The 20,047-nt window shown below is 67.6% G+C and carries 20 protein-coding genes; 11 read left to right on the top strand and 9 right to left on the bottom strand.

Annotated elements, in window-relative coordinates; all coding sequences use genetic code 11:
* Positions 1 to 19: 19 nt before the first annotated feature.
* From ACQVDU_RS06120 to ACQVDU_RS06150, 7 genes are all read left to right on the top strand, one after another.
* Positions 20 to 868, top strand: coding sequence for a nitrilase-related carbon-nitrogen hydrolase (locus ACQVDU_RS06120; protein ID WP_443476542.1), 849 nt, complete (start codon positions 20 to 22; stop codon positions 866 to 868).
* Positions 865 to 2,301 (top strand): dihydropyrimidinase, encoded by a 1,437-nt coding sequence (hydA, locus tag ACQVDU_RS06125; RefSeq protein WP_443476543.1) that lies wholly within the window; start codon positions 865 to 867, stop codon positions 2,299 to 2,301. The genes ACQVDU_RS06120 and hydA overlap by 4 nt, the downstream gene beginning before the upstream one ends.
* Before the next feature lie 53 nt (positions 2,302 to 2,354).
* Entirely contained in the window at positions 2,355 to 3,371 is a 1,017-nt protein-coding gene (locus tag ACQVDU_RS06130; RefSeq protein WP_443476544.1) for a TIGR03842 family LLM class F420-dependent oxidoreductase, read from the top strand.
* A gap of 46 nt (positions 3,372 to 3,417) precedes the next feature.
* On the top strand, positions 3,418 to 4,311 hold the full coding sequence (locus tag ACQVDU_RS06135; protein ID WP_443476545.1) for an ABC transporter permease: 894 nt from the start codon (positions 3,418 to 3,420) through the stop codon (positions 4,309 to 4,311).
* Positions 4,308 to 5,120 (top strand): ABC transporter ATP-binding protein, encoded by an 813-nt coding sequence (locus ACQVDU_RS06140; RefSeq protein ID WP_443476546.1) that lies wholly within the window; start codon positions 4,308 to 4,310, stop codon positions 5,118 to 5,120. The genes ACQVDU_RS06135 and ACQVDU_RS06140 overlap by 4 nt, the downstream gene beginning before the upstream one ends.
* Positions 5,117 to 5,908 (top strand): ABC transporter permease, encoded by a 792-nt coding sequence (locus ACQVDU_RS06145; protein WP_363498732.1) that lies wholly within the window; start codon positions 5,117 to 5,119, stop codon positions 5,906 to 5,908. Before ACQVDU_RS06140 ends, ACQVDU_RS06145 begins: the two co-directional genes overlap by 4 nt.
* A gap of 68 nt (positions 5,909 to 5,976) precedes the next feature.
* Positions 5,977 to 7,149 (top strand): ABC transporter substrate-binding protein, encoded by a 1,173-nt coding sequence (locus tag ACQVDU_RS06150; protein WP_300590378.1) that lies wholly within the window; start codon positions 5,977 to 5,979, stop codon positions 7,147 to 7,149.
* A 70-nt stretch (positions 7,150 to 7,219) separates the two neighbouring features.
* Here the strand turns inward: ACQVDU_RS06150 and ACQVDU_RS06155 are convergent, their stop codons facing one another.
* Positions 7,220 to 7,702: an Lrp/AsnC family transcriptional regulator gene (locus ACQVDU_RS06155; RefSeq protein ID WP_443476547.1), complete on the bottom strand. Its 483-nt coding sequence runs from the start codon at positions 7,700 to 7,702 to the stop codon at positions 7,220 to 7,222.
* A 110-nt stretch (positions 7,703 to 7,812) separates the two neighbouring features.
* Here ACQVDU_RS06155 and ACQVDU_RS06160 point away from each other — a divergent pair, with 110 nt between their 5' ends.
* Positions 7,813 to 9,228 carry a DUF6421 family protein gene (locus ACQVDU_RS06160; RefSeq protein ID WP_443476548.1) on the top strand — a complete coding sequence of 472 codons (1,416 nt, stop codon included), beginning with the start codon at positions 7,813 to 7,815 and terminating at the stop codon, positions 9,226 to 9,228.
* Between the two features lie 42 nt (positions 9,229 to 9,270).
* Positions 9,271 to 10,335, top strand: coding sequence for a threonine aldolase family protein (locus tag ACQVDU_RS06165; protein ID WP_443476549.1), 1,065 nt, complete (start codon positions 9,271 to 9,273; stop codon positions 10,333 to 10,335).
* Positions 10,336 to 10,355: 20 nt separating this feature from the next.
* Here ACQVDU_RS06165 and ACQVDU_RS06170 read toward each other — a convergent pair whose 3' ends face one another.
* Genes ACQVDU_RS06170 through ACQVDU_RS06185 form a run of 4 tightly spaced genes read right to left on the bottom strand, consistent with a single transcriptional unit; the run spans position 10,356 to position 14,818 of the window.
* On the bottom strand, positions 10,356 to 11,870 hold the full coding sequence (locus ACQVDU_RS06170; RefSeq protein WP_443476550.1) for an alpha-N-arabinofuranosidase: 1,515 nt from the start codon (positions 11,868 to 11,870) through the stop codon (positions 10,356 to 10,358).
* A gap of 4 nt (positions 11,871 to 11,874) precedes the next feature.
* Entirely contained in the window at positions 11,875 to 12,957 is a 1,083-nt protein-coding gene (locus ACQVDU_RS06175; protein ID WP_443476551.1) for a Gfo/Idh/MocA family protein, read from the bottom strand.
* On the bottom strand, positions 12,930 to 13,637 hold the full coding sequence (locus ACQVDU_RS06180) for a ThuA domain-containing protein (RefSeq protein WP_443476552.1): 708 nt from the start codon (positions 13,635 to 13,637) through the stop codon (positions 12,930 to 12,932). Before ACQVDU_RS06180 ends, ACQVDU_RS06175 begins: the two co-directional genes overlap by 28 nt.
* Positions 13,634 to 14,818, bottom strand: coding sequence for a Gfo/Idh/MocA family protein (locus ACQVDU_RS06185; RefSeq protein ID WP_443476553.1), 1,185 nt, complete (start codon positions 14,816 to 14,818; stop codon positions 13,634 to 13,636). Before ACQVDU_RS06185 ends, ACQVDU_RS06180 begins: the two co-directional genes overlap by 4 nt.
* 90 nt (positions 14,819 to 14,908) lie before the next feature.
* Between ACQVDU_RS06185 and ACQVDU_RS06190 the strand changes: the two genes are divergently transcribed.
* Positions 14,909 to 15,973 (top strand): LacI family DNA-binding transcriptional regulator, encoded by a 1,065-nt coding sequence (locus ACQVDU_RS06190; protein ID WP_443476554.1) that lies wholly within the window; start codon positions 14,909 to 14,911, stop codon positions 15,971 to 15,973.
* Here the strand turns inward: ACQVDU_RS06190 and ACQVDU_RS06195 are convergent.
* From ACQVDU_RS06195 to ACQVDU_RS06210, 4 genes are all read right to left on the bottom strand, one after another.
* Complete coding sequence (locus ACQVDU_RS06195) at positions 15,927 to 16,418, bottom strand: bifunctional nuclease family protein (RefSeq protein ID WP_443476555.1); 492 nt, start codon at positions 16,416 to 16,418, stop codon at positions 15,927 to 15,929. The two genes, ACQVDU_RS06190 and ACQVDU_RS06195, sit on opposite strands and share 47 nt — an antisense overlap.
* 30 nt (positions 16,419 to 16,448) lie before the next feature.
* Positions 16,449 to 17,720: a cell division initiation protein gene (locus ACQVDU_RS06200; RefSeq protein ID WP_443476556.1), complete on the bottom strand. Its 1,272-nt coding sequence runs from the start codon at positions 17,718 to 17,720 to the stop codon at positions 16,449 to 16,451.
* 68 nt (positions 17,721 to 17,788) lie between these two features.
* Entirely contained in the window at positions 17,789 to 18,631 is an 843-nt protein-coding gene (locus tag ACQVDU_RS06205) for an AlbA family DNA-binding domain-containing protein (RefSeq protein ID WP_363497427.1), read from the bottom strand.
* 13 nt (positions 18,632 to 18,644) lie between these two features.
* Positions 18,645 to 19,313: an NUDIX hydrolase family protein gene (locus ACQVDU_RS06210; protein WP_443476557.1), complete on the bottom strand. Its 669-nt coding sequence runs from the start codon at positions 19,311 to 19,313 to the stop codon at positions 18,645 to 18,647.
* 22 nt (positions 19,314 to 19,335) lie between these two features.
* Between ACQVDU_RS06210 and ACQVDU_RS06215 the strand changes: the two genes are divergently transcribed.
* Positions 19,336 to 19,992: an alpha/beta hydrolase gene (locus ACQVDU_RS06215; protein WP_300591394.1), complete on the top strand. Its 657-nt coding sequence runs from the start codon at positions 19,336 to 19,338 to the stop codon at positions 19,990 to 19,992.
* The last annotated feature ends 55 nt before the right edge of the window (positions 19,993 to 20,047 follow it).

Genomic DNA, 20,047 nt, shown 5'->3' on the forward strand with positions numbered 1-20,047 from the left:
TACGGAGGGAGTACCCGATATGACGACGGTAAGAGCGGCCATCACGCAGACCACGTGGACTGGCGACAAGGCATCCATGCTCGACAAGCACGAGCAGTTCGCTCGGGATGCAGCAGCCGACGGCGCGCAGGTGGTGTGCTTCCAAGAGCTGTTCTACGGCCCCTACTTCGGGATCACGCAGGACAAGAAGTACTACCGCTATGCCGAGCCGGTCGACGGCCCGATCGTGCAGCGATTCGCGGATGTCGCAAAGGAGCTCGGCACCGTGATGGTGCTCCCGATCTACGAGGAAGCGCAGACCGGGGTCTACTACAACACGGCGGTTCTGGTGGATGCCGACGGCACGGTGCTCGGCACGTACCGCAAAAACCACATCCCGCATGTCGAGAAGTTCTGGGAGAAGTTCTACTTCCGTCCCGGCAACCTCGGCTACCCCGTCTTCGACTCGGCGGTCGGCAAGGTCGGCATGTACATCTGCTACGACCGACACTTCCCGGAAGGATGGCGCGAGCTCGGCCTGAACGGCGCGCACATGGTCTTCAACCCCAACGCGACAAAGCCCGGCCTGTCCAACCGCCTGTGGGAAGTCGAGGGGCCCTGCGCCGCTGTCGCCAACGGCTACTTCGTTCTTCAGCCCAACCGCGTCGGCCGGGAAGACAACGAGTACGGCGACGAGGCGGTCACCTTCTACGGGACGAGCCAGGTCATCGACCCGCGTGGCAATGTCGTCGGAGCGCTGGGCTCGAGCGAGCACGAAGAGGTCCTCATCCGTGATCTGAACCTCGACATGGTTCAGGAGATGCGCGACGACTGGCAGTTCTATCGCGATCGCCGCCCCGACAGCTACGAAGGGATCTCCGCACCATGAGCACGACACTGATCACCGGCGGCACCGTCGTCTCCGCGACGGGGCGGGCAGCAGCCGACGTTCTCGTCGACGGCGAGAAGATCGTCGCCGTTCTCACGCCCGGCTCGGAACTGCTCGGGACGGACCTGGCGGCATCCGTCGACACCGTCGTCGACGCGGGAGGCAAGTACGTCATCCCTGGCGGCATCGACGCCCACACCCACATGCAGCTGCCCTTCGGCGGCACGTCAGCCTCGGACACGTTCGAGACCGGCACCCGGGCTGCGGCCTGGGGCGGGACGACGACCATCGTCGATTTCGCCGTGCAGACGTACGGCACGAAGGTGCCCGACGGTCTCGCGGCGTGGCACGAGCTCGCCGCGGGCAACTGCGCGATCGACTACGGCTTCCATCAGATCGTCGGCGGCATCGACGACGACTCGCTCGCGTACCTGCCGAAACTGGTCGATGAAGGCATCACGAGCTACAAGCTGTTCATGGCCTACCCGGGCGTCTTCTACTCGGATGACGCCCAGATCCTGAAGGCAATGCAGGTCGCCGCCGACACCGGGCTGCTGACGATGATGCACGCCGAGAACGGGCCGGTCATCGACGTCCTGGCCCAGCAGCTGGTCGACGCCGGCAAGACCTCGCCCTACTTCCACGGCAAGGCCCGCGTGTGGCAGGCCGAGGAGGAGGCCACCCACCGCGCGATCATGCTCTCGAACATCACCGGAGCACCCCTGTACGTCGTGCACGTCTCGGCCAAGCAAGCGGTCGAACAGCTCGCCGCGGCCCGCGACAACGGCTTCAACGTCTTCGGCGAGACCTGCCCGCAGTACCTCTATCTCTCGCTCGAGGAACAGCTGGGGGCATCGAGCGAGCAGTGGGGAGAGTTCGAGGGCGCCAAGTGGGTGTGCTCGACGCCGCTGCGCTCCCGCGCCGAAGGCCACCAGGACCACATGTGGCAGGCCCTGCGCACCAACGACCTGCAAATGGTCTCCACCGATCACTGCCCGTTCTGCATGAAGGATCAGAAGACCCTGGGCCTCGGGGACTTCCGCAAGATCCCCAACGGCATCGGCTCTGTTGAGCACCGCATGGACCTCATGTACCAGGGCGTGGTCACCGGCGAGATCACCCTCGAGCGCTGGGTCGAGCTCACCAGCACGACCCCCGCGCGCATGTTCGGGATGTACGGCAAGAAGGGCGTCATCCAGCCCGGGGCGGATGCCGACATCGTCGTCTACGACCCGAACGGTCACACCTCCATCGGTTACGACAAAACCCACCACATGAACATGGACCACTCCGCCTGGGAGGGGTTCGAGATCGACGGACACGTCGACACCGTCATCTCCAAGGGCAAGGTCATCGTCAATGACGGCCAGTACCTCGGCCGCAAGGGCGACGGCAGCTTCGTCAAGCGCGGCCTCAGCCAGTACCTGGTGTGATCATGCGTTTCGTTTCGCTTCGCTCACTCAACGACCGGGAACAGGGGTAACTCATGGATTTCGGCGTCGTCCTGCAGACCAATCCCCCCGCCTCGCGGGTGATCCAGCTCTCCAAGCTCGCCGAGGCCCACGGGTTCAGCCACGTCTGGACCTTCGACTCGCATCTGCTCTGGGAAGAGCCCTACGTCATCTACTCGGCGATCCTCGCCGAGACCCGCAAGGTCACCGTCGGTCCGTTCGTCACGAACCCCGCGACGCGCGACTGGACTGTCACGGCATCCGTGTTCGCGACGCTCAACGAGATGTACGGCAACCGCACGATCTGCGGCATCGGTCGCGGCGACTCCGCGGTTCGGGTGACGAACGGCAAGCCCTCGACGCTGAAGGAGCTGCGCGAGTCGATCCACGTCATCCGGGAGCTCGCCAACTCCCGCGCCGTCGAATACAACGGCGCGACGCTGCAGTTCCCGTGGAGTACAGGGTCGGAGTTGGATGTCTGGGTCGCCGCCTACGGTCCACTCGCGCTCAAGCTCACCGGCGAAGTCGCCGACGGGTTCATTCTGCAGCTGGCGGACCTCGACATCGCCGCGTGGATGATCCAGACGGTGAAGGATGCCGCCGCTGCAGCTGGCCGCGACCCGGAGTCGATCGCGTTCTGTGTCGCCGCTCCCATGTACATCGGAGAGGACCGGGAGCACATGCGCGACCAGTGCCGCTGGTTCGGCGGGATGGTCGGCAACCACGTCGCCGACATCGTCGCGAAGTACGGCACCGATGGTGCTGTGCCGCAGGCACTCACCGATTACATCGCCGGCCGCACCGGCTACGACTACAACTCGCATGGCAAGAGCCACAACGACCACGTGGACTTCGTTCCCGACGAGATCGTCGACCGGTTCTGCGTCCTCGGCACCCCCGACGAGCACATCGCCAAGCTGAAGGCGCTGCGGGCACTCGGGGTCACGCAGTTCGCGGGGTACCTGCAGCACGACAACAAAGAGGAGACGCTCCGCGTCTACGGCGAGACCGTGATCCCGGCCCTGCGCGAGAAGGTCACGGCCAAGTCGTGACGGCCCGGCAGGATCAGATAGACGCGGCCGAATGAGGCGACCTGACATGCGGGGACGAATCGAGGGGCTCGGGTGGGGCATCCTCGGCGTTCTTGCGATCATCCTGCTGTGGGAGGGGTACAAGTTCCTCGGGCCCGCTGACGGCGTCACGATCGGCGCTGTCGAGGGGCAAACCGGCTCTGGATTCATGATCCTGCCGCGCACCCACGATCGCGCGATGCCCCACGTGTGGGACATGGTCGCGCGACTTTTCGCCCCGACCAGCGGCGGCGACACACCGCCCCTGATCGCCACCGTCGCGATCGCCGCGTTCACCACCCTCGGGATCGCCGCAGTCGGGTGGGTGCTCGGCGTCGCCGTCGGCGGAGCGCTGGCTCTTGTCATGCAACGGTGGCAGCTTCTTGAGTGGGGCCTGCTGCCGTGGATCGTCGTGAGCCAAACGGTCCCCCTCATCGCGTTCGCGCCCGTCATCAACGCGATCGGCAACCAGATCGATCGCGGCGGAACGAGTTGGCCGCAGTGGCTCTCGGTAGCCGTCATCGCGTCGTATCTTGCATTCTTTCCCGTTGCCATCGGGGCTCTGCGGGGCCTGGAAGCGCCCGACCGCATCCACGTCGACCTGATGCGCACCTACGCCGTCGGCTATTGGGCGACCCTCCGTCACCTGCGCCTTCCTGCAGCGGTCCCCCATCTGCTTCCCGCGTTGCGCCTCGCGGCTGCCAACGCCGTACTCGGGGTCGTCGTCGCGGAGGTCTCGATCGGCATGCGCGGCGGCATCGGGCGGATGCTGATCCAGCTCGCCGGTCAAGCATCCAGCGACCCTGCCGCCCCGTGGGGGCCCATCTTCGGCTCGGTCGCGCTGGGCTTGATCGCTGCCGGCTCCGTCGCGCTGATCGGCGTGGGTCTGCACCGCTACCGACGAGGAGAGGCCACCGCATGAGTACGCCTTCGACAACACCAGACACACCCGCCGTCCTCGCCCGCGACGTGGGGAAGGTCTTCCCAACCTCGGGCGGAGACGTCACCGCCCTTACCGGGGTCGACCTGGATGTCGCGCCGGGCGAGTTCGTCTCGCTCATCGGACCATCAGGATGCGGGAAGTCGACCCTGCTGCGCCTGATCGCCGACCTGGATGTCGCGACCACGGGCGAGCTGCAGATCTTCGGCAAAGCCGCCCACCAGGCCCGCATCGATCAGGACTACGGCATCGCCTTTCAGCAGGCAGGCCTCCTGCCGTGGCGCACGGTAGCCGGAAACATCGCACTCCCCCTCGAGCTGCACGGAACCGCCAAGTCCTCTCGCGACGCGCGGGTGAAGGACCTTGCCGAGCTGGTCGGGCTCTCGGACTTCATCAACCGCTATCCCGACCAGCTCTCCGGCGGCATGCAGCAGCGTGTCGCCATCGCGCGGGCGCTGGCGGCACGTCCGAAGCTTCTGCTGATGGACGAACCGTTCGGAGCGCTCGATGAGATGACGCGCGAGTACCTGCAGTCCGAACTCACGCGCATCGCCGGCGAGACGGGCGCTGCCGTCGTGTTCGTCACGCACTCGATCCCCGAGGCCGTCTTCCTTTCGGATCGGGTCGTTGTCATGAGTCCCCGGCCCGGCCGCATCACCGAGATCGTCCCCATCGGGCTGGACTCGACGCGAGGCGAGGACCTCCGCGAGTCACCCGCGTACTTCGAGCGCGTCACGGCGGTGCGGGAGGCCCTCCACGGCGCCAAGGTCGAGAGAGCGAACGAGAGATGAGTCTGCGCGACACGACGATGTCGGCCCGCCCCCTGCCGGGGTGGGCACGGATCGCTGCACCCGTCGGTGTCGGGATCCTCGGCCTTGCCGCCTGGATTCTCTATGTGGATGTGGCAGCTGCAGCGCCCCGGATGCTGCCGAGCCCGGTCGCGATCGTGCAAGAGTTCATCGCACACGCCGACATCATCACGGAGGCGATGGTGGTCACCGCCACCAACGCCCTGATCGGACTCTTCGTCGGCTCGCTCATCGCGATCGCGCTGGCGGCGCTGGCCGCGGCGATCCGACAGTTCGACGGGATGCTTGCGCCGATCGTTGCAGCCCTCGCGGTCATTCCGATCGTCGCGATCACCCCCGTGCTCAACACGATGTTCGGAGCATCCAGCCAGTTCGGCAGGCAGGCCGTGGCGGGGCTTGCCGCGTTCATCCCCGTCTTCATCAATGTGCTGCGCGGGCTGCGCCAGAGCCGGCCCGTGCACCGAGACCTGTTCCGGGCCTCGGCGGCAACGCCCGGGCAGACCTTCCGACTGCTGACCTTGCCGACAGCCCTGCCGTACCTCATGACGGGCTTGCGTATCGCAAGCTCCCTCGCGGTCATCGCGGCACTCGTGGCCGAGTACTTCGGTGGGCCAGCCGACGGCATCGGAACCGCGATCGCGACGTACGCGAAATCGGGGCGCGCGGCCCTGGCGTGGGCGTTCGTCCTCGGCGGCATCATCATCGGCCTCGTCTTCTTCCTGGTCACCTCGCTCTTGGAGCGCTTGGCGACCCGAAGGATGCCGGTCTGACCGGCATCGAGCACCACCGGCACCACCCGCACCACCGAGAGAGCACCCCCACCGAAGAAGGGAACACCGTGAGACACAGCACCAGACGCGGCCTTGTCGCCGCATCCACCCTCACCGTCGCCGCGCTCACACTGGCGGCGTGCGCGGGCTCGTCCGATCCAGCCACGACAGAAGACAGCGGTGAGTTCGAACCGCTCACCACCGTCAGCCTGCAGCTGCAGTGGCTCCCGCAGGCGCAGTTCGCCGGCTACTACGTCGCCCTCGACCAGGGCTACTTCGAGGAGGAGGGCTTCGACAATGTCGAGATCATCCCGTCCGGCGGCGACATCGTCCCCCAGGACGCCCTGATCGCGGGAGACGTCGACTTCGCGATCGCCTGGGTTCCGAAGGTGCTCGGCAGCCTCGAGGCCACCGGCGTCGAACTCACCGACATCGCGCAGGTCTACCAGGAATCTGGCACGACGCAGGTCTCCTGGGCCGACTCGGGTATCACCGAGGTTGCCGACTTCGAAGGTAAGCGCATCGGCTCGTGGGGCTTTGGCAACGAGTGGGAGATCTTCGCGGCGATGGCAGCCGATGACCTCGACTCCACGACGGTGTCGATCACGACGCAGGACTTCAGCATGAACGCGCTGTTGGATGGCGATGTGGACGCGGCCCAGGCGATGACCTACAACGAGCTCGCGCAGGTGCTCGAGACCGTCAACCCTGAGACAGGCGAGCTGTACACACTCGACGATCTGAACGTCATCTCGTACGAGGAGACCGAGGGCGCGATGCTGCAGGACGCGATCTGGGCAGACACCGAGCGCCTCGCGTCCGACCCGGCATACGCCGACGCGGCAGTGCGGTTCCTGAAGGCCATCGCGAAGGGCTGGATCTACGCTCGCGACAATCCCGTCGAGGCTGCCGCGATCACCTACGACTACGCGATCAACGCAGAAGCTGCCTTCCCGGTCGGACCTGTTCACCAGGAGTGGATGATGAACGAGGTCAACAAGCTCATCTGGAACGGTTCGGAGTTCGGCGTGATGGACCCGGCAGCCTGGGACAAGACTGTCGCCGGCGCCCTCTCGGCGGTCAACCAGGACGGACTGAACCTCATCACGGCTGAGCCGCCGGCGTCGGCGTACTCCAACGAGTACATCGAGCAAGCTCTCGCGGAGCTCGTCGAGGAAGGGTACGACGTCTCAGCGACGTACACCCCGATCGAGGTCACGCTCACTGAGGGCGGCCAGTAGTCCCCGCCGGACCGGCCGAGGGCGCTCGGTCGGTCCGGCATCCCCTCTCGCGTCGAGCATGTCGCGCCCGTCAGCCTCGGGCTGCCGGCGCGATCGGACGATGCTCGTAGAAGGTCTGCAGCACCACGGTCGTTCGCGTACTGACATTGGCGGCCAACCGAATGTCGCGAAGCAGGGACTCGAGGTGGCGGGGCGTCGCGACCCGCACGAGCAGCAGGTAGCTCGCCGCACCGGCGACGGAGTGACACGCCTCGATCTCCTCCAGGTGAGCGAGCATCTCGGGTGCCGTGTCGGGTTGAGCTGGGTCGAGTGGCGTGATCTCGACGAAGGCGGCGAGCGGCTTGCCGACAGCCTCGGGATCGACGACGACCCGGTATCCCGTGATGATGCCGCGGCTCTCCAGCCGGCGCACCCGCGCTTGCACCGCGGACACCGACAGTCCGATGGCCGCCGAAAGGTCTGCGAGGGTCGCACGCGCATCAGCGGATAGTGCGCGCAGGATGCGGGCATCGGTGTCGTCATCCAGACGTGGGGGAAGTGATTCCGCAACCATAGTGGCAACACTAGCCGTCGCAACCCTCCGAAACCGGAAATATTCCTGCGCACAGGCAGAGAATGCGGAGAAATATCTAGGATCGTCAGGACCAACCGTTCGGAGGCCTCATGTCGACCCTGTCGTCCCCCGCACCCCTCGCTCCTCCCGAGCTGGCCGCGTCGATCGAAACCTGGCCGGCCTGGCACCAGTTGAAGACCGCCGCCGAGGCGCTGCATCCGTTGCAGGTCACCGACGGTTCGATTCCGGATGCCGCGCACCACGCTGCCGCCCGCGAGCAGGTCGCGACGATCGTGCGCGCCATTGATGAGCTGGCCCCGGCCTTCCCGCATAATGCCGCCTACCTTCAGGCGGTGACCGGCGATTTTCGCCGCTGGAGCGAGAGCGGCTTCGGCGTTCCCGACTTCCTCGATTCGCTCGTGGAGTTCCAGCCGCAGCAGCAGCGCGTCGACGGCATCCGTCACCTCGTCGTCTTCCCGATGTACACACAGAACGGATCGAGGCAGCGCCACGTCGAGGCCGTGCTCGTCGAGGCCATCTGGCCCGAGTTCGTGGCCGAGCTCGAGAGCACCGACTACGGCAATGCCCTGTTCGTTTCGCTGCGGCTGATCGATTTCACGTCGGGCTACGACACAAACTCAGCAGTGCTCTTTCCTGAGACCGTCGCGATGCGCGAGATTCCGACCTTCACCTGGGGCGGGATCTTCCAGGACCGCGAAGCTGCCCGCTACCGCCGGGTCGTGCGCGCGGCTGCCGAGATCACCAAGCTCGACCTCCCCGCCGATGCGGCTCGGATGCTCGATGACGCGGCGCTCGCCGAGCGCACCTTCGTCATGTGGGACCTCATCCACGACCGCACACACATGCGCGGAGATCTGCCGTTCGACCCGTTCATGATCAAGCAGCGGATGCCGTACTTCCTGTACGCCCTCGAGGAGCTCCGCTGCGATCTGACCGCCTTCCGCGAGAGTGTGCGGATCCACGACCGACTCCGGGGCCGCCGCGAGAGCGGTGAATCCCTCAGCGCGACCCAGGAGGAGACACTCGAACACGCGCGGCTGGTGCAGTACGCCGTCGTGTTCGATCGCATCTTCCGCTTCGCGATCACCGGGAACCGGGTGCGCAACTACGACGGCCTGGGCGGGCAGCTGCTGTTCGCGTGGCTGCACCAGCGCGGCGTGTTGCACTGGACCGATACCGCCCTCACGATCGACTGGGACGCGGTCCCCACCGCGGTGGTCGCGTTGGCCGACAGCATCGACGAGCTCTACTGGGCCTCGATCGACCGCCCCAAGCCGGTGCACTGGCTGGCGGCCTACGACCTCATCCGCCAGACGCTCCCGCCGCACCCCGCCTCGAAGTGGAACCGGGGACTCCCCGACGACGTCCTCGCCGGCCCCCTCTCGGGCTACACGGATGCCGTCCTCGACGACGAATTCCCGCTGTCGATGTTCTTTGAGGCGCTCGAGAAGAAGATGCACCCGGTGATCGCGTCCACCGCCGGCATCCGGGCTGGCGACGCATGACCGACTCACCGGGCCTGTCCGCGCGAACCGTAGGCTGAGACGGTGACCAGCACACCCGTCCACGCCCGCGGCTTCGCCTCCGACAACTACTCCGGCATCCACCCCGAGGTGCTCACGGCGATCGCCGCTGCGAACGTCGACCACGAGCCCGCGTACGGTGCCGACTCGGTGACCGAGCGGCTCCGCGGCGTCTTCGCGGGTCACTTCGGCAAGCCCGTCGAGGTGTTCCCCGTCTTCAACGGCACGGGCGCGAACGTCACGGCGCTCCAGTCGATGCTGCCCCGGTGGGGAGCGGTGATCGCGGCATCCACGGCACACGTCAACAGCGACGAGGGCGGAGCACCCGAGAAGGTCGGCGGCATCAAGCTGCTCACGATCCCGACTCCCGACGGAAAGCTCACACCCGAGCTGATCGACACCGAGGCCTGGGGGTGGGGTGATGAACACCGCGCCCAGCCGCTGGTGGTCGCCATCACCCAGTCGAGCGAGCTCGGCACGCTCTACTCGCCGGCCGAGATCCGGGCGATCGCCGACCACGTCCACGAGCGCGGGATGCTGCTCTACATGGACGGCGCTCGCATCTCGAACGCCGCTGCGGCCCTCGACCTCCCCTTACACGCCTTCACGACGGATGTCGGGGTCGATGTGGTCAGCGTCGGGGGCACCAAGAACGGAGCGCTTGCCGCCGAGGCGATCGTGGTGCTCAACGACTCGGCGTCAGTGGGGCTCCACTACCTGCGCAAGATGAACATGCAGCTGGCCTCGAAGATGCGGTTCGTCTCGGCCCAGCTCATCGCGCTGTATGAGGCCGATCTGTTCCTACGAAACGCACGGCACGCCAACGCGATGGCGGCGCGGTTGCGGCGTGGGCTCGAGGAGGCCATCGCCGCCGGAAGCATCCGCGGAGTCGGGTTCACCCAGCAGACCCAGGCAAACGGAATCTTCGCGACCCTGCCGGCGGGAGCCGCCGACCGCGTCCGCGAGAGCTTCCGGTTCTACGACTGGGATGCCTCAGTCGGCGAGGTGCGCTGGGTCTGCAGCTTCGACACCACCGAGTCCGACATCGACACCCTGATCGAGGCAATCGCCCGCGCCACGAACGCCTGAGACGCGTCGCGCGGGGCCGGTCAGGCGAGGTCGAGCTCGACGGTTGCGAAGGAGTGAGCCGGAAGCCGCACCGAGAGCACGCCGTCAGCAATTCGCGCTTCCAGCGGCACCGGCGCGACCCGGTCGGGCGCGCTCGGGTCGTTGAAGTCCGATGCGGTCTCGGCGGTGAGCACCCGCGCGCGGGCGACCGAGGCTGCACGGCCGCGCAGATCGATACTGACGTCCAGGTCGTCGTGTGCCGCCAGGTGGGTGAGCGAGATCAGGGCTGCCCCGTCCTTGATGGATGCCGAGAGCGACAGCAACGGCAGGTCCTCATCCCCCACCCTCTCGCTCGGCACCTCGAGGATGTGAGTTCCCAGCTGCAGCGCATCCTGGTGTCCCTTGTTCATCTCGAACACGTGGTAGGTGGGTGTCAGCACGAGGCTCTCGCCGTCGGTGAGGATCATCGCCTGCAGCACGTTGACGGTCTGAGCGATGTTGGCCATCGTCAGCCGGCGCGCGTGCCGGTGGAAGATGTCGAAGTGCAGGCCCGCAACGAGGGCGTCACGCACGGTGTTCTGTTGGAAGAGGAATCCGGGATTGGTGCCCTCCTCGACGTTCCACCACGTGCCCCACTCGTCGCAGACGAGGTCGATGCGCCCGCGAGGGTCGTAGGCGTCCATGAGTGCGACGTGGGAAGCGAGGATCCGCTCGATGCGTGCGGCGTACGCCATCGTCCGGTAGTACTGGTCATCGGTGAAGCCCGCGGCATCCTCGGTGTTGATGCCCGTTCCCGAGTGCGTGTAGTAGTGGAACGAGATCGCCTGGTAGACGGGATTGTCGTCCTTCGTGCAGCCGAGGCAGTTCACCGCCTCCATGAGGGCGCGGGTCCAGCGCAAGTCACCCTCGTTGGCGCCGGCGGCGATGCGCGTGAGCTCGTTGCCGCCGTGGTTGCGGCAGAAGGTGGCGTAGCGGCGGGCCTCTTGCGCGTAGTGTTCCGGCGACATGTTGCCGCCGCATCCCCATGCCTCATTGCCGAGGCCCCAGAAGGGCACCTTCCACGGCTCGTCGCGGCCGTTCTCGCGCCGCAGCCGCGCCATCGGGCTGTCGTCGTCGCGCGTCAAATACTCGACCCACTCGCTCATCTCCTGAACCGTGCCGCTGCCGAGGTTCCCGTTGACGTAGGGCTCCGCGCCGAGCATGTCGCACAGGTCCATGAACTCGTGAGTACCGAAGTGGTTGTTCTCGATGACATCGCCCCAATGGGTGTTCGCCATCCGGGGACGCTGATCATGCGGACCGATGCCGTCGCGCCAGTGGTACTCGTCGGCGAAGCATCCGCCCGGCCACCGCAGGTTCGGGATGTTCACAGCGCGCAGGGCCTCGACGATGTCGAGACGGATGCCGCGCTCGTTGGGGATCGGCGAGTCCTCGCCGACCCAGAACCCGTCGTAGATGCAGCGGCCGAGGTGCTCGGCGAAATGGCCGTAGAGGTGCCTGCTGATCGTTGCGCCGGTGACGTCGAGGTCGACGACGGCTCGTGCGGTTTCGGTCATGGGGTCATCTCCAGTCGGATGCGGGGGTCAGCGGAACCAGCGCCGGTCGCTGCACCGTTGTTGTGAGGGTGAAAGGACTGTTCTCTCGCGCAGATCGCAGGAGCCCGGTCATGATCTCGAGGACGTGCAGGGCGAGGGCCCCGCTCGCGCGGTCTGCGCCGGTGCGGACGTGGTCGATGAGTCCGATGCCGCGCCCCGCGTCGCCGTAGCCGGCCGACGGGGCAACGCTCTCCCAGTCGGGGGCTCCCAGCATCCGTACCTGCACGTCGCCCTCGAACATGTTCGGGTCCGGAACCGCGATCGAGCCGGTCTCGCCGTGGACCTCGATGGGTGCGGCGTGCGTGGCGACGCTGTCGAAGCTGAACACCACGGTCGAGATCGCGCCACCGGCGTGCCGCAGGGTGCCGGTGACGTACGTGTCGACCTCGACGGGGATCTCTTCCCCCGCCCGAGGGCCCGACGCGATGGTTCGCGTGCCACGGCTGCGTGAGGAGGCTCCGCTCACACTCTCGACGGGCCCGAGGAGGTGGACGAGCGAGGTCAGATAGTACGGACCCATGTCCATGAGCGGCCCGCCGCCCTCGCGATAGTAGAAGTCGGGGTTCGGATGCCAGGCCTCGTGCCCCGGAGCTACCCAGGTTGCCGTCGCCGCGAGCGGCCGGCCGATCCGGCCCGCGTCGACCACCTCGCGGGCTGTCTGGATGCCGGTGCCGAGCACCGTGTCGGGTGCACCGCCGACCCACGCCTGCCCACCGACCGCCATGATCTGCTGGGCTTGCGCCAGCGTCGCCGCGAGGGGCTTTTCGCCGTAGACGTTCTTGCCTGCGGCGAGCGCGGCCAGCGCGATCTCGGCGTGAGCGGCGGGGATCGTGAGGTTGAGCACGGTGTCGACGGCGGGGTCTGTCGTGAGTTCCGCGACGCTCAGGGCGCGGCATCCGGGGATCGTGGCGGCGACCTCCTCAGCGCGGGCCCGATCGAGGTCGGCCACGGCCACGACCGCGATGTCGTCGAGCCCGACGAGGGTCTCCCGGTACTGCGCGAAGATGACTCCGAGTCCGACTACTCCGACGCCGTGCGTGCTGCCCACAGCAGTCCCCTCTCGATGATCGTGCGAACCTCCGGGTGCTCGAGGACATCGAGGCTGTGGCCGGGCGTCGCGACGAAGATGCGCCCCGCTCCCCACAGCCGCGTCCAGACCGCGGGCGAGGTGATCGGCCGATGCCAGGGGTGGTAGGGCTGGGTCGGATGCGTCGTGGTCGCCAACACGTCGTTGAGATCATCGTGCAGCACCCAGTACTGCTCGGTGGTCAGCTCGAAGTCAGCGATTCCCGCTGTGATCTCGTGCTCGCGCCCGAGCGCTGTCATCTCGACCGTGTACGGCAGGTAGTTGTCGCTCTGATCGCCCGTGCACAGGTTCGGACTCTTGGATGGATGCGTCGCGAACTGCCCGCCGATCAGTTGGAGATAGTCCGAACTGTTGCGGTAGGAATCCGCGATCCCCCCGTGCCAGCCGGCAAGCCCGAGCCCTGCGACCACGGCCGCACGCAGCCCGCTCAGGGCATCCTGCGAGATCTCGGACATCGTGACGCACTGCAGCACGAGGTCGGTGGCCCGCATCGTCGCCTGGTCGGCGTAGACCTCGGGCGAGTCCTCGACCCGCACCGCGAATCCGCTGCACTCGAGGAACGGGATGAACAGGTCCGTGGCTTCGACCGGCCGGTGCCCGTCCCACCCGCCGCGGACGACGAGCGCTTGTCTGGTGGTCATGAGGGTGCTCCTTCCACAGCCGTCATGATGCTGCCTCGCGCCGCGCTGTCTTCCACGGCGGCGAGCACACGCTGGACCTGAGCGGCCTCGGCGAACGAGGGCGATGCCGTCGTGCCGGCGGTGATCGCCCGCACGACGTCCACGATCTGGTGTGTGAACCCGTGTTCGTATCCGAGGCCATGACCCGCCGGCCACCACGCAGCCGCGTACGGATGCTCGGGCTCGGTGACCTGGATGCGACGGAAGCCCTGCTCGCCAGCCGGATCGGTGGCGTCATAGAACTCGAGCTCATTCATGCGCTCGAAGTCGAAAGAGATCGCCCCGAGCGATCCGTTGATCTCGATGCGGTTGGCGTTACGCCTGCCGGTCGCCATCCGCGTTGCCTCGAACACCCCCATGGCCCCGCCTGCGAAGGTAGCGGTGAACGCGGCGGCGTCGTCGACGGTCACCTCACGTCGCGCCGCGCCGTCGGCTGCGCGACCCCCGAGCCCGACCTGCTCCGTGAGCTCGGGGCGATCGGTGACGAAGGTTCGCGTGAGTGCCGAGACGGCAGTGATCGGTTCACCCGTGAGCCACTGGGCGGTGTCGATGCTGTGAGCGCCGATATCACCCAGGGTGCCGGATCCGGCGCGTCCCCTGTCCAATCTCCAGGTGAAGGGTGCGTCGGGGTCGCTCAGCCAATCCTGCAGATACTGCGCGCGCACGTGCCGGATCTCGCCCAGCCGCCCAGCCGCGATGAGCTCACGCGCGAGCGACAGCGCGGGAGTGCGGCGATAGCTGAATCCGCACATCGCAACGAGGTCGGATGCCGACTCTGCCGCCGCGACCATCCGCTCGGCGTCGGCGACGCTGTTGGCAAGCGGCTTCTCACACAGCACGTGCTTTCCAGCGGCAAGTGCCGCGAGCGTGATCTCGGCGTGGGTATCACCGGGCGTGCAGATGTCGACGACGTCGATGTCGGATCGCTCCACGACCTCTCGCCAGTCGGTCGACGCGGCGAGCGCCCCGAACTCACGGGCGGCATCGGCAGTGCGTGCCGCGTCCCGCCCGACGAGGACGGCGATCTCGGGGGTGGCATCCAGGCTGAAGAAGCGATGCGCGGTGCGCCACGCATGGGCATGCATCCTGCCCATGAAACCCGTGCCGATAATGGCGACCCTCAGGACGGGTGAACTCGACATCCCCATCGACATCGCCCTTCTCTCGCGATCCGCGCACCACGATGCCAGGCGTCGTGGCGCGCGCTCTCACTTTTGCGCAAAAATCGGAGCGTGAGCTCTCTCGCCCAGATCGCCGCCGAGAGCGGGGTCAGCGTCTCAACGGCTTCGCGCGCGCTGCGCGGCAAGGGCGAAATGTCGGCGCAGACGCGAGCGCGGGTTCTCGCCGCGGCACAGCGGCACGGGTACTCCGCAACCGGGGTCCGCCGAGGTCGCCCACGAACGGGAACATCGCGCCTGTTCGATCTCGTGCTGGGGCGATTCCATGACCCCTACGCCGACGAGGTCACCGCCGGCGCGCACCTGGCCGCTGCCCGCCACCACTTCGATCTCGTCCTCACCGCAGAGCGAGACACTCCCGACGACGACTGGCCCCTGCGGATCCGGGCTCGCGGCTCAGCGGGTGTCGTGCTCGGCCTTATCCTGCCCACCGCCGCCCAGCTCGCGGTCCTGCGGGACGCGGGGATCCCGATCGTGCTGATGGATCCGCGGGCCGAGGCAGGAACATCGCTGACCAGCGTGCGCACGACCGACCGCGCCGGGGGCGCTGCGGCAGCCGAGCATCTGCACGAGGCGGGAGCCGAGCGGTTCGTCGTCGTCGATGCAGCGCCGTCCTACCGCTTCGGACGCGCGCGCGTGGAGGGCTTCGAGACCGCGGTGCGTTCGCGGCATCCGACGGCCGTCATCCACCGGGTTCGGGCGGACTGGAGCTCCCCGGGCGCGTGGCGCGCGAGTGTTCCGGCGCTGCGCGAGGCTGCGGCATCCGCGCCGATCGGCGTCTTCGCGATCTCGGATGAGATGGCGATCGGCGTGTATCGCGCCGCCGCCGACCTCGGCCTGCGCGTGGGGCAGGACGTGCTCGTGGTCGGGTTCGACGACGTGCGCGGGGCGAAGTGGGTCCAGCCTGCCCTGACAACTGTTCGCCAGCCGATCCGCGACATGGCGGGAGCCGCGATCGATGAGCTCGTCGCCATCGCCGCCGGCGCAGACCCCCAGCCGCGCATCATCGAGCTGCCGACGACCCTGGTGGTGCGCGGCTCGACAGGGATGCCGGCCGCCGGCCCCGAGGGGCTCAGCCGCGAAAGTCTTCGGGATCGACCTCGTCGAGAAAGCGTTTGAATTCGTCGACTGATACCTCGGCGTCATCCTCGTCGAGCATGTCGGGCATGCCTGCTTCCTCAAGGACGGCGTCCGCGACCCAGATCGCCGCCCCGACCCGCGACGCCAGCGCGATGGCATCCGAGGGTCGCGCGTCGATGACGAGAACCTGGTCGCCGTGGATGATGGTGATCTCGGCGTAGAACGTGCCGTCCGTGATCCGCGTCACCTCGACGCGCGTCACTCGGGCGTGCAGCTGCTGGATCATCACCGACATGAGGTCGTGGGCAAGCGGTCGCGGTGTCACGGCGTGTTCGACGGCGACGAGAATGGAGGTCGCTTCCTGAGCGCCGATCCAGATCGGAACGATCGAGCCGGTTCCGGGCGGATCATCCAGAGGCTTGAGCAGGATGACGTGCTGCCCCATCGAGTCCATCGCCACCCCGGCGACGCGTACCTGGACCATGCCGAACCTCCCTCGCGGGCTTCGGCCAGACTACGCGTGCTCGGCGCCGCCGTCTCCGGTGGGGGCGACATCCGTCTCCGCAGCCGCACCCTCGTCGTCGGATGCCTCGAGCGCGGGTGCTTCCGACTGCGCGCTCAGCCCGTCGGGACGGATCATCTCCTTGACCTCGGCCATGAAGCTCGTGAGCTGATGCTGCTGCCAGCGCAGTTGCCGTGTGCGATCCTCAGCGTCGCGGAGCACGCTATCGGCCTGGGTCGTCACCGCGTCGATGATGCGCTGCGCCTTCTCGCGTGCGCGCTCGAGGTGCTCGGCAGCTCGCATCCGCGCGTCAGCCTCGATCTGCTGCGCCTGCGAGCGCATGAGCTTGTCGAAGTCGTCAGCCTTCGCGGTGATCCGCTGCGCATGCTCGAGCGCCGCAGCCACCTGAGCGTTCGCGTCAGTCGTGATGCGCTCGGCGTGCGCGACAGCCTGATTGTGCAGCACCAGGAACTCCTGCTGCGCGTCATCCTGACGACGCGTGAGCGACTCCTCGAACTCCGCAGCCCGCATCCGCAGCTCGCGCACCGCCTCTTCAGCCGAGGCTCGGGACTGCTCGGTCTCCCGCGCAACAGTCGCTCGGGTCGTCGCGGCGGCCTTCTCGGCCTCGGTGCGGATCGCGGCTGCCTCCTGCTCGGCCTGGACGACAGCATCCGCCGACGCCGCTGCCTCGCGCTCGAGGCGAGCGGTGTGCGCCGTCAACTCCGTCTGCATCCGAAGCCGGACCTGCTCGGCGTCGCTGTTCGCGCGCGCGATGATCTGTGCGGCATCAGCCTCGGCCTCGACCCGACGGCTGTCACCCTCGGCACTGGCAGCCTGGAGCAGCTTGTCGGCCTGGTTCGTGGCGTTGTGGATGATGGTGCTCGCCTGCTCCTCGGCGACCCGGAGCACCTCTTCGAAGTGGCGGCGGTTCGGGGATGCAGCCGAGCCGTCGGCGAGTTCCTCCGTGAGCGCGGCGATACGCCCCTCGGCCTCTGCAAGCTGGGCGCGAACCGCCGTGAGGTCTCCCTCGAGCCTGGCGAGGCGTTCTGCGGCGGCGTCAGCGCGCGCGGAACTCTCGGCGGCACGCTGCGATTCGGCGGCGAGGTTCGTGGTGAGCCGCGAGACCGCGGCATCCACGTCGTCGCGGTCATAGCCACGGAACACGGTCGCGAAGCCGGCGCCCTGCGACGGCGAGAAGCTGGCGTCCGGCGCTGCATTCATGAGCTCATCGAACGGCGTCGAGAGCGATGCGTCGGTGTGAGCAGATGGAGCGTTGTCGGGCATCCGGTCCTCCGGGACATGCGGGATCAATCTCCCCCGAGCGCACACACCATACCGCGCTCAGATGACGATCAGGTAGCGGGAGGCTTGGGATCGGCCGAGCGTTGCCGTACGCGCCCCCGACCCCAGTGCCGCGCGACGTACTCGACGGCTTCGTCGACTGCAAAAGATCGGGTCGAATTACCTACCCGAACCCACAGCTCCGTCGAGGCTCCGTCCTTCGCCTGCGTCACGAAAACGGGTCGCGGAGAAGGCGGACACACGATCGCGCAGACCATCGCCCCGTTGGGTGCCGTGGGGAATCGAACCATCGGCAATGCCGCGGCGTTGCGCCCGAGAAGCGTGGAGAGCATGTCGCGCAGCCACAGCTCGAAGCGGTCGGCATCCGGGGTTCGAAGGGTCGCGAGGTCACGATCCAGACCGAACGCCTCGCCGTCGTCGCTCGCGCCGACCACGAGCGTTCCGCCCCCGCTGTTGAGGAAAGCAGCGATGGTCTTGGCGACCACCTGCTCCATCCGCGGGTCCTTCTTGTTCTCCCTGATGTTCCAGCGCGCGGTCTCTTTGAACTCGACACGGTCGGACTCTCCGGCAGCCAGCAGCGCTGCGATGTCGACCTTCCCCGGGTCGCGTCGAAGACCGACGAACAGCCCAGAAACGGCGAAGGCGACCAGGATGCTGGAGCCGAACGCGATCAGCAACGTCAGCGGCGTCCACAGGCGCGCGTCCACGACAAACCACCCGGCGATGAACAGCCCGATCGCGGTTCCCACGACCGAGGTGAGGATCATGACCGAGAGCGACAGAGGGAGGCGTTCTCGAAACAGCCGCCGCATCGCGAGCGCGATGAGGTAGGAGATTCCCAGAGCGATCGGGAGCCCGACGGCGAACTCGACGAGCTGGACGTTGGTGGGCATCGGCACTCCCGCGTCAGCGCAGCGCGCCGACGCTCGCCAGCGCAAGGCGCACGAGCGTTCCCCTGCCACCTTCCATCTCGGCGGCCAGGGAGTCGGATGCCGCCTCCTCCGGCGACATCCACGTGACTTCGAGCGCATCCTGACGCGGCTCGCAGGTGCCGGTCACGGGAACCACGAACGCGAGCGACACCGCGTGCTGTCGGTCATCGAAGAACGGGCTCACGCCGGGAATCGGGAAGTACTCGGCGACAGTGAACGGCACGGGCTGCGGCGGCAGCAGCGGGAACGCCATCGGTCCGAGGTCGTTCTCGAGGTGACGGAACAGCGCATCGCGAACCGTCTCGCCGTAGCGGACGCGCCCCGAGACGAGCGAGCGGGTGATCTCACCGAGCGGGGTGGCGCGCAGCAGGATGCCGACCTCGGTGACCAGGCCAACGCCATCCGTCCGTACCGGGAGCGCCTCGACGTAGAGCATGGGCAGGCGCCGACGCGCTTCGGCGAGTTCGATGTCGGTGAGCCATCCCGGGTTCGAGGCACTGTCGGGTGCGGGAGAACCGAAGCTCCCGTCGCCGACGGGATGCCCGGCGCGACCGAACGAAGCGCCGATCCCGCCGAGCGGATCGCGGGGCGTTCCCTCGTCGTCACGCTCGTTGGGGTCGGGGTCTGGGGTCCGTACCGGCATGTCTCTTGTATACCCTGAGGCCATGAGTGACATCGACACGCCGGCACTCGCCGACGACACGGTCCTCTGGTCCACCGAGCCCGAGGACCGCACAGGACGGCCGCTGCTGGTGCTGCTGCACGGCTACGGCTCCGACGAACGCGACCTGTTCGGGCTGAGGCCGTACCTGCCCGCCGATGTCACGATCGCCGCTGTTCGCGCACCCCTCACACCGCCATGGCCGGCCCCGGGATACTCCTGGTACCCGATCGAGGGGCTGGATGGCCGCGACCCGTCGCGGGTGACGGATGCCGCGCGCCGCCTCATCGACTGGGTCGACGCACTCCCCGGCGACGACCCCGTCGGGCTCCTCGGGTTCTCCCAGGGCGCCGCCGTCTCGATGCAAGCCCTGCGCCTGGAGCCGCACCGGTTCGCCTTCGCCGTGAACCTCAGCGGGTACGTCGCCCCGGGCGACCTCGAGGGCGATGCGGCGATGGCAGAGCGCCGGCCGCCGGTGTTCTGGGGCCGCGGAACGCACGATGACGTCATCCCCCCGGCGCTCGTCGAGCACACGATGCAGTGGCTTCCCGGCCACGCCACCCTCTCGGGCGGCGCGTACCCGGGGCTCACCCACAGCGTCTCGGAGCAGGAGTTGGCCGACGTTCGCGAGTTCCTCGACGCCCAGCTCGCTGCGCTCTAGAGGATCGGGGTCGAGTCCGACTGGTCGGCAAACCGTAACCCGCACGCAACAGTTC

The organism is Microbacterium sp. F2 (assembly GCF_052274505.1).
Taxonomy (GTDB): domain Bacteria; phylum Actinomycetota; class Actinomycetes; order Actinomycetales; family Microbacteriaceae; genus Microbacterium.